We start from the raw sequence: 13,093 nt of genomic DNA on the forward strand, positions 1-13,093 counted from the left end.
CAATAAATGCTTGCCTTCAGATTTCAGCGCGCTATTGGCGCGCATGTGACTATATATCATCCCGCGGCACGACCCGCTCTCGCCCTCCTGCTTGCTTCCAGCGCCCTCGCATTGGCCACGCCTGCTTTTGCGGGCGAGGCCAATGCGCCTCCCAACAAAGGCCCCAGTGCAGCAAAAGCGAATGCTGCCCCTGACGACGATTATCACAATGATGAAATCGTTGTGACCGCCAGCGGCCTGTCGCAGCTCGATATGCTGGCAGGCACTTCGGTGTTGAGCGGTGTGGAGCTCCAGCGCAGCCTGTCGGGCCAGTTGGGCGACGTGCTGGTCAATCAGCCCGGCGTTTCGATGAGCGGGTTTGCCCCCGGCGCATCTCGCCCGGTATTACGCGGCTTTTCGGGCGAACGCGTGAAGCTGCTGATCGACGGGATCGGCTCTATCGATGCATCGAACGTGTCGAACGATCACGCAGTCGCCATCGATCCATTCAATGCCGAACGCATCGATATCCTGCGCGGTCCGGCCGTGCTGCTCTATGGCAGCCAGGCGATTGGCGGCGCGGTCAATGTGATCGACAAACGCATTCCCAACCGCCTGCCGGACGAACCGATCCATATCGACGCATTGCTAAGCGGCAACACCGTAGCGGATTCGCGGCAAGCGGCGGCGTCGATCGACGCTCCGCTCGGCGATGGCTTTGCTGTCCACGTCGATGGATCGTATCACAAGACCAGCGATGTCGAGATCCCCGGCTATGCAGTGGCCGCCCCCTGGCGTGCAGAACTGCTGACACAGGCGGACTCCGTCGAAGCGACTAACCCGGAATTCGCCAGCTCGTTGCGGTCGCAGGCCAATCAGTCCGGCGTGCTGCCTAACAGCGCCACGGAAACCTACAGCGTGACCGGTGGCGTTGCCTTCTTCCAGGGCGACAGCAACATCGGCGCGTCGGTCGGATATTACGACACGTATTATGGCGTACCGACACGGCCTGGCAGCGAAGACCCGGAAGCAGGCCATATCGGCCTGCGCCAATGGCGCGGCGATTTGCGTGCAGACGTCGCGCTGGGCGACGGACTGTTCAGCCACCTGAACAGCCGGGTCGGGTTCAGCCACTATACCCACACCGAATTCGAAGGCATCGATCCGGGCACGACCTTCAACGTCGAAGGGATCGAAGCCCGCACCGAACTGGTTCAGGCCGAACGCTCTGGCTGGTCGGGTTCGATCGGGATGCAATACACCACCCGCCACATGGACATCGAAGGTGACGAGCAACTGCTGCCGCGCAACATGCTCAACCAGTTCGCTGTGTTCGGGTTGCAGCAGATTCCGCTGGGCGATCTGCAATTGCAGCTTGCCGGGCGGTATGAGCATGCCGGGGTGTCCGCGCCCGATCTGGGTGCCCACAAGAGCTTCGACAATTTCTCCGGCGCACTTGGCCTCAGCTATATGGTGACCGAAGGTCTGGAACTGGGCGCGAACGCCAACCGCGTCGCCCGTGCCCCCAGCCCGGAAGAGCTGTTCATCGACGGCTATCACGAATCGAGCCAGACTTACGAGCGCGGCGACCCCAACCTCGTGTCCGAAACCGCAGTGGGCGGAGAACTGTTCGCCCGCGGGCGGATCGGTGCGGCCAAAGTCAGCCTGACCGGGTTCTACAACCGGTTCAGCGATTACATCTATCAGCAGAACACCGGCGAAGTGATCGACGATGGCCCGGTGTATGAATACCGTCAGGGCGATGCCGATTATTACGGTGCCGAGGGTGAACTGGACCTGCCGTTGTACGACAGCGAAACGTTCGGCCTGAAATCGGAACTGCGCGCATCGTATGTCCGCGCGAAGCTGGACGATGGCTCCAACGTGCCGATGATTCCGCCGCTGTCGCTGTTCGGTGCGCTTCAGGCCGATGTCGGGACAGTCAGCTTGCGCGGCGAAGTGGCCCATGCGTTCGAGCAGTCCAAAGTGGCGCTCAACGAAACGCCGACCGATGCCTACACGTTCGTCAACGCATCGGTGACCTGGCGCCCGATCAGTGGTAACAACAACGTTACCGTGCTGTTGAAGGCCGACAATATCTTCAACGAAACCGGCCGCCTCGCCACCAGCCTGACGCGGGATTACACCCCGCTGCCCGGCCGCAATATCGAAGCAAGCGTCCGCCTCAGTTTCTGAGGCGGCACGTCTGCCACTCGATTGGGGTTATGCCCTTATCCGGGGTGTCCGTCGCCATCGCGATCGGGCACCCCAACTGCTTCTGCGCGCCCTTCTGCACGCCCTTCCGCATGGGCCGCGCGCAATTCCGCCTCGTGCGCGCGGGCGTTGGCATCCGCCGCATCGCGCTCGCCACGGCGGCGAAGACGCATCCGGTCGTAGCTCCAGTGCATCTGCCCGTATGCGAACACCACCAGCAATCCACCTGCGATGGCAATGTTCTTCAATGCCATCGTCTGCTGCATCGGATCGACGAGGTTGCGATGGAAGAACAGGGTCGCCAGCAGCGTAAAGCCAAACAACAGGATCGCGCTGAGCCGGGTCATCGCTCCCAGTGCGAGGCACAGGCCGACAACCACTTCGAATATCCCCGTCGGCGTGGCCAGCCACGGTTGCAGGCCGACGTTCTGCAGCATCTGCTGCGCGCCGCTGGGATCGATAATCTTGCCCAGCCCGGCAAGAACGAACAACAAAGCGAGCATCAGGCGGCCCAGAAAAGACGCGATGGCAGACATGGATTTGGTTCCTTTCCCCGTTTCTCAATCCGATCAACGCATTGAAATGGCAAAAGGTGCCGGGCGGGTTGGCGGACACCCGATCGCATCGCGCCCCGCCCCCCGCCGTTTCCTCCGCCGTGCGCTATTCTCCCAGATCGAGCCGGCGGGTTACGGTGTAGTCCACTACAGAAACCACGAACCACGCGAACCACCAGCGTATCCGGGCAATCGGATTGGCCCGGCGTTTATGGATCGCCGGGGTAATCGCCTGCGATCCCTGCAACTGATGGCCGATGTGTTCGCGCATCCGCGTGGCCAGCTCGGCATCCTCGATCCGCAGCATCAGTTCCAGATTGAGATAGAGGCTTCGCATATCGCAATTGGCACTGCCGATGTACGTCACATCGTCGATGACGATCAGCTTTTCATGCAGCTTACAGGCGGTAAATTCCCAGATTTCCGTGTCGCGCTTCAGCAGATATTTATACAGCGCCCGGCTCGCACGGATAGTCGCGCCATTGTCGCTTTTGCCCGCCATCACCAGCCGCGCGCCACGCAAGCGGGCAAGCTTCCCAATGCGCCGCATCATCCAGAACGGCGGAGAGAAATACGCCATAATCAGATCAAGGCGTTCACCTGCAATCAGATCGCGCGCCAGACATCGGGCCCAGCTCGACAATACCCGCGTAGGCCCGCCGATCAGCAGGCGCACCGGGCCGGTGCCGGGCTGCCATTCACGCACCATCCGGCGGATCGTCAGCCAGTTGGCCTTGGGATTGGATACCCACCGTTCCAGCTCATCGTACCACAGGGCGAGCTGTTCGACCGCCGAACCTGACAGCACGACCCCCAGATCGCTCCACCCGGTGCCATCGGAGGGGGCAAAATAATCGTCCTCGATGTTAAACCCGCCAATCATCGCCCGCGCGCCATCCGCGAGCACAATTTTCTGATGATTGCGGATCAGATAGCGCTGGCCCCAGCGGGGAGAAAATTCGAAGAACTGCCCCCCTGCCTCCACCAGTTGAGCGAAGAAATCGTGGCTCGCCCGTGCGCCGAATCCATCGACGATCACCTGCACGTCGACCTTGCGCCGGGCCGCAGCGACCAGCGCATCGCGCACCGTCCGGCCCGCCGTGTCGGTGGCAAAGATGTAAAAGCACAGGCGCAGGCTCTCCTGCGCGCCATCGATCAGCGCCAGCAAGGCAGCCAGACGCTCCGGCCCGCCGGGATGGAACTCCAGATTCTGACCCTGCGCCGTGACGGCAAACGATTCGTCTGCGCGATATGGCGCGCGCGGTGCGGCGAATGCGGCAGGTGTGTCGGCCCCCTCCATCGAGGGGCAGTGTAGACGCCCTTGCTGGCGGCGCAATTCCTTGACTTTCGCCGGGGCTGTATCTAAGTGCCGCCTTCCTTCCGTTAAACCCGTTTGACCCGGAGTGCCCCTATGGCGCGCGTTACCGTCGAAGATTGCGTCGACAAAGTTCCCAACCGTTTCGATCTCGTCCTGCTTGCCGCCCAGCGCGCACGCGAGATTTCCGGTGGTGCCGAACTGACTCTCGACCGCGACCGTGACAAGAACCCGGTCGTCGCTCTGCGTGAAATTGCAGAAGAAAACATCAAGCCGAAGGAACTGCACGAATCGGTCGTGCTCAGCCTGCAGAAAATTCTGCCGGACGATGAAGACGAAGCGGATGAAGTCGGCTCGCTCAGCCAGTCGGCGGAAGCGCTGCGGATCACCGCTGCCGCTCCCACCCGCACAACGTCGGTCGCCTCCGATTACGACGGCTGATCGCAAAGCCCGTTTTCCGGCAATGCTTTCGAGCTACAAAGGGCCGCTCCGCAAGGGGCGGCCCTTTTGCTATGGTTCGCCCTTTGTCGAAACACATGTCCTGTACGCATATCCCATGACACGAACTTGACCTGTTGCGGGACAGGCTTGGCTGCGTAATCGAATTGTCACATCGGCTGCGGCAGAACTGGAGGGATCATGGCAGTTATCGCAGTGTACAGCGTCAAAGGCGGTGTCGGGAAGACCACCCTGGCCACAAACCTCGCGTGGTGCTCCGCCGCGATTTCGTGCCGCAAGACACTGCTGTGGGATCTCGATGCCGCCAGCGGCGCGGGATATCTGCTAGGCATCGACCCTAAGGCAAAAAGGCGCGCCGACACCGTGATCGCCGCCGACAAAGACCCGGCCAAGCTGATCCGCCACACCGATATCGCCAACCTCGATCTGTTGCCGGCAGACGAATCGATCCGTGCGCTGGAAGTCCAGCTGCTGTCTATCGGCAAGCGCAAGCGGATTGCTAAGCTCGCCGCGCAACTCAGCAAACGCTACGACCGCATTGTGATCGATTGCCCGCCGATTCTGGGCGAAACCAGCGCACAGGTGATGCGCGCAGCGGATCTGGTGATAGTACCGTTGCCGCCATCGCCGCTATCATCTCGCGCGTTCGAGCTGGTGGCGAAAGAGGTGGCCGCCCATGCCCGGCCTCACCCTCCTATATTGCCGGTCCTATCGATGCTCGACCTGCGCCGGACGCTGCACAAAGATGTTCGTGCCACACATCCGGGCTGGCCAGCGATCCCCTATGCCAGCGCAGCAGAACAATGCGCCGTCCGTCGCCAGCCTGTGGGCGCCTTTGCCCCCACTGCGCCGGTCACTCGGTCCTATGCCGCATTGTGGACCGCGATAGAGCGCAAGCTGGCGAGCAAGTAAGACCGCGGGCAAAAGCAAAGGGGCGCCGGATCGCTCCGACGCCCCTTTCCGATATGGGAGCGCTGGCTCAGGCCCCTTGCGGAGCCGCCCCGCCTTCACCACCAAAGCGCTTGCCTGCCTTCGGAATGGCGGAGCCATGGACCGGGCGAGGAGTAGGCGTCGCCGGGGCATCGGGCCGGTCGATCGAACCGCTATCGAGCAGTTCCTTGATCTCGTCACCCGTGAGCGTTTCGAATTCGAGCATCGCCTGCGCCAGCAGGTGCAGCTTGTCTTCCTGATCCTTCAGGATTTCGGTTGCCCGCTTGTGCGCGCCTTCCACCAGGCTCTTGATTTCGGCGTCGATCAGCTTGTTAGTTTCATCCGAACCCATCGTCCGCGCACTGCCCCCCATGCCGAGGTAGCCTTCCTGCTGTTCCTCGTACTGGAGCGGGCCGAGCTTGTCGCTCATGCCCCATTTGGTGACCATGTTGCGCGCCAGACTGGTAGCGTACTGAATGTCGGAAGACGCGCCGGACGATACCTTGTCGTGGCCGAAGATGATCTCTTCTGCCACGCGCCCACCCATGCTGACAGCAAGGTCGGCGTGCATCTTGTCGCGATGATACGAGTAGTTATCCCGTTCGGGCAGACGCATCACCATACCCAGCGCACGCCCGCGCGGGATGATCGTAGCCTTGTGAATCGGGTCGCTCGCCGGTTCATTGAGGCTGACGAGAGCATGACCGGCCTCGTGATAGGCGGTCATTTTCTTCTCGTCGTCAGTCATGACCATAGAGCGGCGTTCGCTGCCCATCATGACCTTGTCCTTGGCGTCTTCGAATTCCTGCATCGCCACCAGTCGCTTGTTACGGCGCGCAGCGAGCAGAGCCGCTTCGTTGACGAGGTTAGCAAGGTCCGCACCGGAAAAACCCGGCGTGCCGCGCGCGATCGTGCGGCTGTTGACGTCAGGCGCCAGCGGCACTTTCTTCATATGCACAGCGAGAATTTTCTCGCGCCCTTCGATATCGGGCACCGGCACCACGACCTGACGGTCGAAACGACCGGGGCGCAACAGTGCGGGGTCGAGCACATCGGGACGGTTGGTGGCCGCGATGATGATGATGCCTTCGTTCGCTTCGAACCCGTCCATCTCCACCAGCAACTGGTTGAGCGTCTGTTCGCGTTCGTCGTTCGAATTACCCAGGCCATGCCCACGATGGCGCCCGACCGCGTCGATTTCGTCGATAAAGACGATGCACGGCGCGTTCTTTTTCGCCTGTTCGAACATGTCGCGCACACGGCTCGCGCCGACGCCGACGAACATTTCGACGAAATCGGAGCCGGAGATGGTGAAGAACGGCACACCCGCTTCGCCTGCAATCGCGCGGGCCAGCAATGTTTTACCTGTACCCGGCGATCCGACCAGCAGCGCGCCTTTCGGGATCTGACCGCCCAGTTTGGAGAAGCGACTCGGGTCTTTCAGAAATTCAACAATTTCTTCCAGTTCCTCGCGCGCTTCGTCGATACCGGCGACGTCGTCAAACGTCACTTTGCCCTGCTTTTCCGTCAGCATTTTGGCCTTCGACTTGCCGAAGCCCATCGCGCCGCCGCCGCCGCCCTTCTGCACCTGCCGCAGCGCGAAAAACGCGATGCCCAGGATCAGGATGAACGGCAGAGACTGGATCAGCAGATAGAGCAGGACATTGGGTTGTTCCGGCTGCTTGCCTGAATATTCGACACCCGCGCTGTCGAGCAGCTTGGGCAGTTCGGTATCGTTGGCGATTGGCGTTGTGACAAACGATTCGCCATTTTTCAGTGTGCCGGTGATCTTGTCCGGCGACACAGCGACCTGCTTCACCGATCCTTCGGTAACGGCCTCTCGAAAATCGGAATAAAGCATCGCCTTGCCCGCAGGCTGGCCAGCCTGACCGAACAGCGACACCGCCAGCATCAGCGCCAGAAAAACTCCGCCCCAAACGAACAGGTTTTTCATCAGCGGATTGGGGCCGCCCGATTCGGGATCGCGGGGGTCCTTGTCGTCATTCATGGCAAAAGATGTCCTTTCGCTCCTGAATGTAGGCGCACACGAGTGAATGGCAAGATAACGGCGCTTATCCGCCGACCATTCAGTCTATCGGGCAATCCGATCGGTTAAGCTCAGGTCTCCATTACTGGCACCGTTGAGGCGTCCAAATGGCATCGGTAAGGGGCCTGAGCCTAAAGCGGTTGCGCGACCAGCGCCTTCCCTTCTGACGCGAAGCGAACTTTTGACAATCCGGCTGCCGATGCACAGGAACCGGGAGCGACCTGTTCTCCGTCAATCTCGATCATGCCGGTCAACGGGATGACGATAACCGGCGCATCGTTATAGCGTGCGGCAATATCGGCCTCAGGCTTGCCGACGATCCAGTCGAGGCGGAAGTGCGGACCATCGACCAGCGATGCCGATTGCGTCTGCGACACCCGCTGCCTGAGCGCGGGATCGTGCGGGTTGCCATTCGCGACGGCAATGGCCTGATCCAGATGCAGGTCGCGCGGACGGCCATAGTCGAACAAGCGATAAGTGATGTCTGCATTCTGCTGCACTTCGATCAGCGTCAGCCCCGCGCCAATCGCATGGACGGTTCCGGCGGGCAGATAGATGAAATCGCCAGCCGATACATCCTGCCAGTTCAGCAGTCCCTCAATCGACCCATCGAGAGCAGCCGCCCGCATTTCGTCCGGTGTGATGGGCTGCACAAAGCCGATGGCGAGTTGCGCCCCTGGCTCTGCCGAAAGGACCAGCCAGCATTCTTCCTTGCCTTGCGGCCCGTCGGCGGCCGACGGATGAACCTGAACCGACAGTTTTTCGCTGGTGAAGAGGTATTTGACCAGCAGTCTGGCCAGTTCCGGCGGCGGATCGAACCATATTTCGCCAATGCGCCGCCCATCGGGCGTTGCGAAGGGCGGAGGCAGTCGATCCACACCCCACACCTTGTCGATCATGCGAATAGGCAGGATACCGCTTGCCGTCACTGGTTCACGGCACCCTTCAAAGTGCCGACTTTCTGCGATCCGGCGGCAGTCGTCACCATAACTTCATCGCCATCGACGACGACGATCACGTCCTGCAAACCGATTACCGACACACGGGGGGCATCGGTTTCGACCATTACGTTGCAGCAATCGATCAGCTCGCCTGCCCCGATAACTGCGTTCCCATTGGCATCGTGAGGGCGCACATCGCGCAAGGCCTTCCAGCTTCCGATGTCGGACCAGCCCATATCGGCAGGCACCACAGCGGCATTTTCGGTGTTCTCCATCACCGCGTAATCGACCGATTCTGCGACAATGTCCGCAAAGGGGCTCGCAGCGGGTCGCAGAATCGGGCCTTCGCGCGATGCATCGACCACAGAACGCTGCACCGCCTCGGCCATTTCCGGGCGATAGGTCGCCAGTTCGGACAAGAAAGCGCCCGCACGAAATGCAAAAATCCCGCCGTTCCAGCTATATCCGCCGTCAGCAAGGAATTCCTCTGCCCGTGCCCGATCGGGCTTCTCAACAAACCGTGCGATACGGTGGCCGCCGTCTATCGCTTCGCCGCGCAGGATATAGCCATAGCCGGTTTCCGGTGAATCGGGTGTGATGCCGAATGCGACCATCCAGTCTTGTCGTGCCAGACGAACGGCAGACTGCGCCGCAGCAATGAAAGCGGCATCGTCGGCAATATGGTGGTCGCTGGGGCACACCAGCATCACCGTGTCGGGCGGCAAATGCGCCGCTGCCAGAGCGATGGCAGGAGCGGTATTCTTCGCTGCCGGTTCGACGATCAGTGTCGTATCGTCTCCCGATTGCGCCAGAATATGATGAACATGCGCCTCCCCCGCCACAACGATGGGCGAAGCGAAATGCTGCGGATCGGCGCAACGATCCAGCGTTGCCTCGAACAAAGTGCGCTCACCAACCAGCGGGAGAAATGGCTTGGGATGATCCTTGCGGCTACGCGGCCACAGGCGGGTGCCGCTGCCACCACACAGGATAACGGGTTGGATCAGGCCCTCGGCCACAAAGGTTACTCCAGACGATCAGTACGGTTCAGTCGCCTTGCATAGAACAACGATAGTTACCACTGCCTTGACTATGACAATATTGGCAACCAGTCAGAACCATCTTTGCCGCCAGTAATATGGCGCGGCCACGGGATTGCCTGCGCTGTCAGTCGCAGGCTTAAAGCGCAATCGATCCACGACCAGACGGCAGACGATTGCATCGGCTTCCGGGTCGGGACTGGGTTTATAGACCGAACAATTGCTCGCCCGACCGTCTGTGCCCACGACAACCCGCACGATCACCTCGGTGCCAAGGCGCGCCTGCCTGCCGCCGGGTGGGATAGGGAAATCGCGCGCGTTGTTGATGTCACCGGCGATCTTCACCGGCTTGGTCGCGATACCGCCGCCCTGGCCTGTTCCGCCATTGCCGCTGCCGGTCCCTTCCCCCTGTCCGCCAGCGCCCGTTCCGGTGCCGGAATTCTTCGCGCCGGAACTATCGGCCGATCCCGTCGAGGTGGCTTTGGGCACCGGGACCGTCGGACGGATCGCCACTTTCGGGGTTGGTGCCGTGGTCGGCTTGGGCACGGCCTGCTTGCCTTCCGCACCCTGTGCACCGGCATCGGGCTCCGGCGCGGCAGGGGGAGGCGTGTCCTTCGTTTCAACAATCACTGTGAAGGTCGTCAGCACACTGCGTTCGACCGAAGCGGTAAAGTCCGGTGCAAACGCGCGAGCCAGCAGATAAATCGCCAGCACATGTAACAGCACGATCGCCACCAGCATAGCGGGGCGCGGGCGGCGCGATACGCTGGAAAAGTTACCTTGCTGCTCCATAGTCCTCCCAGGTCCGAACGCCCGACAAAGCTAGCGCGTTCCTATGCCCCGCATAAACCAACGGCGGCGCCCCGTTTCCGGAGCGCCGCCGCGATGTTTGGTGCATCGAACCGAAAGGTTCGAAGCGATCAGCTTAGAAGCCGAACACCAGCGAAGCCGTGAACGCACGCGGTGCGCCGATGTTCACGTATTCGCCCGAAGTGATCAGACCAGTCGGAGCCGAGCCGATGTACACTTCGTCAAACAGGTTCATCACGTTGAACTGCAGATAAGCCTTGTCGAAGTCCGGGTTGAAGTGACCCAGCGAGAAGCGGATATCTGCATCGACGACGGTGTAACCCGGCAGCTCGATCGTGTTGATGTCGTTCAGGAAACGCGAACCGGTGCGCTTCACCTGCATGCCGAGCTTCAGCGGGCCGAATTCACCTTCTGCGCGGGCACCAAGCGTGAACTTCGGTGCACCGGCTTCACGCATACCTGCAGTAGGCGCAAATGCAGCCGGGCCAGTCTGAACGTCTTCCTTGATTTCCGACTTCAGATACGAACCGAAGACGTAGAGCAGGAACGGTTCGGAAGGCTTGTAGGCAACGCTGCCGTCAATGCCGTACTTCTCCACCTTGCCCAGGTTGCGGGTGATCGTGCAATCGCAATCCGGATTGTAAGCCGAAGCGAGACGGTTCTGGTAGCTGTTGTACCAACCGGCGATCTGAGCCTGGATCTTGCCCGACTGATAACGCAGACCGAGGTCGAACGAATCGGAGGTTTCCGGTTCCGGCGCTACACCTGCATAGAGCGAGCCATAGAGCGCGTCTGTGCCCGGAACCGAGAGGTTCTTGGCATAGCTGGCGAAAAGGCTTGCAGCAGGGCTGAAGTTGTAAGTCAGGCCTACGTTCGGCAGAATCTTATCGTATTTATAAGTATCCGACACCGGGCCAACGTAGTTCGGATTGGCCGCCAGATATGCTGCAATCTGTGCATCGCCGTTGACGCAATCCACGTTGCCGCCCGAGTTGGTGGTGACGCAGTACTGGTTCAGCTGACGTTCGAAGAACGGAGCGCGCACACCCAATTGTGCAACCAGCGGGCCGAACTCACCGCGGTATTCCGCGGAGATCTGGTTCAACGTCGCATACGACAGGCGATTACGCTTCTGCGGAGCAACACCCTGACCATCCAGAAGCGGTTCGTTGATCGGGAAAACATCGATCGGTTCACCGTTCGGCTTGAGCAGCCCGGCGTTGCCGGTCTGGCGGTGCTTCGCGCGATCATACGTGTAAGCGAGGCGTACGCGATGGCCCGGCATAATGTCGTAGATCAGGTTGGAAATCACCGCGAAGCGATGGGTCTGCGTCTGACTGGGTGAAAGGATGTTCACATAATCGAGCGTATCCCCGTCACCGTTCAGATCGGTCCCGCCGAAGTAATAATACGTCGTCGGGCGATCTTTACGCTTCGGATTGTTCGGATCGGTGACATACATCACACCGGTGTAACCGTCGGGGGAGAACCCTTCGAACCCGATCGAGGTGCCGCCGCCGTTCGCCTTAACATACTGATAGTTCGGGTCGATCGTCAGTGTCAGCTTGTCGGTCAGCGTGAAGCGCGAAGCAACGCGGATATTGCCAGTATTCGACGGGTTGTAACGACGTTCGAACGGAGTACCGCAACTGTTGTACGTATCCTTCACGTTATACGTACCAGCCACAACCGTACACGGCGTACCATCGCTCAGATCGTAAAAACGATCTTCCGGGTTCTGGATCGGGCCAGGCTCGCCGGTGTAACGGAAGGGCGAACCGTTGAAGTTGTTGCGGTTTTCGTTGTAGTGGCCAGCAACCGAGATGAAGTCGCCATTGCTGCCGATCGGCTGATAGATCTTGGCGTTGTACTGCTGCTTATCAACGCCGCCGTAGTTCGAGAACGCCGATGCGTTTTCCGTACGCGAGCCGCTGAAATAAGCCTTCAGGCCGCCGGATGTCAGTTCGCCGGTCTCAACCTTCGCGAAAAAGCGATACATCATGCGGTCGCGGGAATCGCCGCGCGCGATAATGTTGCCGTAAGTCGTGCTGGTCAGCACACCGAATTCATCATCCGGTACTTTCGACAGAATGTTGATCGTGCCGCCCGCTGCCGAAGCGGTCGGGCTGTCGACATCGGTCGAGCCAAGGCTGACGGTGACCGATCCGATGATTTCGGGGTCGACCATCTGATTGGTGTACAGTGCATAGTTACCGCTGTCGTTCAGCGGGATGCCGTCAAACGTCTGCGAGATGCGATCCGAAGAGAAGCCACGGATCGTGAAGCTGCCACCCAGCGAACCAAACGGATCATTGTTGGTGTAGCTGACGCCCGGAACGAGGTTCAGTGTCTGATTGATCGTCTGGCCGGCAGACTGCGTCAGGATCATCTCGGAATCGAGCTGCACCTTCGCTTTAGGCGAATCAGGGATATCGACACCGCCAACGCTGGTGGTGCGCGCGCCGGTCACAACAATAGCCGAATCGTCGAAGTCGACCGAGCCCGTCGACTGGGCATGAGCAACCGCAGGGATCGCGAGAGCGACCAGTGCGGTGCTGCGGAGAAGGAAGGTCTTCATGGAAAAGTTCCCCTGAACCAGATTGATTTGAGTAATCCCAAGACTTGGTATGCTTGTGTTCTTCTGGCCGTTTGGCGATTGAGTCGCCGTTGGTCGGGAACCCCTTAACGAGCTTTTTGTGACGGTCGAGTGACACAAAGACACACTGCGGCGGAAATTAACCGTCCACGCAATCATTCGCCGCATGCGGCGCCAGTACGGGAATATTATTCCACCCATATAGGGC

At 60.3% G+C, this 13,093-nt stretch carries 10 protein-coding genes; 3 read left to right on the forward strand and 7 right to left on the reverse strand.

The features are described 5' to 3' along the window. Positions 1 to 45 precede the first annotated feature (45 nt). Positions 46 to 2,175 carry a TonB-dependent receptor gene (locus CV013_RS11815; RefSeq protein WP_232806592.1) on the forward strand — a complete coding sequence of 710 codons (2,130 nt, stop codon included), beginning with the start codon at positions 46 to 48 and terminating at the stop codon, positions 2,173 to 2,175. A 35-nt stretch (positions 2,176 to 2,210) separates the two neighbouring features. Here the strand turns inward: CV013_RS11815 and CV013_RS11820 are convergent, their stop codons facing one another. Then, positions 2,211 to 2,729, reverse strand: a complete 519-nt coding sequence (locus tag CV013_RS11820; RefSeq protein WP_102155863.1) for a DoxX family protein — start codon at positions 2,727 to 2,729, stop codon at positions 2,211 to 2,213. Positions 2,730 to 2,853: 124 nt separating this feature from the next. Then, positions 2,854 to 4,047 carry a phospholipase D-like domain-containing protein gene (locus CV013_RS11825; protein ID WP_102155864.1) on the reverse strand — a complete coding sequence of 398 codons (1,194 nt, stop codon included), beginning with the start codon at positions 4,045 to 4,047 and terminating at the stop codon, positions 2,854 to 2,856. A 111-nt stretch (positions 4,048 to 4,158) separates the two neighbouring features. On the opposite strand from CV013_RS11825, the gene rpoZ reads away from it, so the two are divergent. Beyond that, entirely contained in the window at positions 4,159 to 4,503 is a 345-nt protein-coding gene (gene rpoZ, locus CV013_RS11830; RefSeq protein ID WP_102155865.1) for a DNA-directed RNA polymerase subunit omega, read from the forward strand. A gap of 198 nt (positions 4,504 to 4,701) precedes the next feature. Continuing rightward, positions 4,702 to 5,433, forward strand: a complete 732-nt coding sequence (locus tag CV013_RS11835; RefSeq protein WP_102155866.1) for a ParA family protein — start codon at positions 4,702 to 4,704, stop codon at positions 5,431 to 5,433. A 67-nt stretch (positions 5,434 to 5,500) separates the two neighbouring features. Here the strand turns inward: CV013_RS11835 and ftsH are convergent, their stop codons facing one another. The 5 genes from ftsH to CV013_RS11860 all read right to left on the reverse strand — a co-directional run bounded on the left by ftsH (position 5,501) and on the right by CV013_RS11860 (position 12,867). After that, positions 5,501 to 7,459: an ATP-dependent zinc metalloprotease FtsH gene (ftsH, locus tag CV013_RS11840; RefSeq protein ID WP_102155867.1), complete on the reverse strand. Its 1,959-nt coding sequence runs from the start codon at positions 7,457 to 7,459 to the stop codon at positions 5,501 to 5,503. Positions 7,460 to 7,629: 170 nt separating this feature from the next. Continuing rightward, on the reverse strand, positions 7,630 to 8,397 hold the full coding sequence (locus tag CV013_RS11845; protein ID WP_102155868.1) for a class I mannose-6-phosphate isomerase: 768 nt from the start codon (positions 8,395 to 8,397) through the stop codon (positions 7,630 to 7,632). Positions 8,398 to 8,423: 26 nt separating this feature from the next. Beyond that, complete coding sequence (locus tag CV013_RS11850; RefSeq protein WP_223805198.1) at positions 8,424 to 9,458, reverse strand: mannose-1-phosphate guanylyltransferase; 1,035 nt, start codon at positions 9,456 to 9,458, stop codon at positions 8,424 to 8,426. A gap of 93 nt (positions 9,459 to 9,551) precedes the next feature. Further along, a complete protein-coding gene (locus CV013_RS11855; RefSeq protein ID WP_102155869.1) occupies positions 9,552 to 10,271 on the reverse strand; it encodes a TonB family protein in 720 nt (239 codons plus the stop codon). 133 nt (positions 10,272 to 10,404) lie between these two features. After that, a complete protein-coding gene (locus CV013_RS11860) occupies positions 10,405 to 12,867 on the reverse strand; it encodes a TonB-dependent receptor (protein WP_102155870.1) in 2,463 nt (820 codons plus the stop codon). Between the last annotated feature and the right edge of the window lie 226 nt (positions 12,868 to 13,093).

The organism is Tsuneonella flava, assembly GCF_002870965.1.
GTDB lineage: Bacteria > Pseudomonadota > Alphaproteobacteria > Sphingomonadales > Sphingomonadaceae > Tsuneonella > Tsuneonella flava.

Bases quoted from the DNA above. Each gene is read 5' to 3' on its own strand.
- CV013_RS11855 (WP_102155869.1), bottom strand. From the start codon at position 10,271: ATGGAGCAGCAAGGTAACTTTTCCAGCGTATCGCGCCGCCCGCGCCCC.
- CV013_RS11820 (WP_102155863.1), bottom strand. From the start codon at position 2,729: ATGTCTGCCATCGCGTCTTTTCTGGGCCGCCTGATGCTCGCTTTGTTG.
- CV013_RS11860 (WP_102155870.1), bottom strand. From the start codon at position 12,867: ATGAAGACCTTCCTTCTCCGCAGCACCGCACTGGTCGCTCTCGCGATC.
- CV013_RS11835 (WP_102155866.1), top strand. From the start codon at position 4,702: ATGGCAGTTATCGCAGTGTACAGCGTCAAAGGCGGTGTCGGGAAGACC.
- CV013_RS11845 (WP_102155868.1), bottom strand. From the start codon at position 8,397: ATGATCGACAAGGTGTGGGGTGTGGATCGACTGCCTCCGCCCTTCGCA.
- rpoZ (WP_102155865.1), top strand. From the start codon at position 4,159: ATGGCGCGCGTTACCGTCGAAGATTGCGTCGACAAAGTTCCCAACCGT.
- CV013_RS11825 (WP_102155864.1), bottom strand. From the start codon at position 4,047: ATGGAGGGGGCCGACACACCTGCCGCATTCGCCGCACCGCGCGCGCCA.
- ftsH (WP_102155867.1), bottom strand. From the start codon at position 7,459: ATGAATGACGACAAGGACCCCCGCGATCCCGAATCGGGCGGCCCCAAT.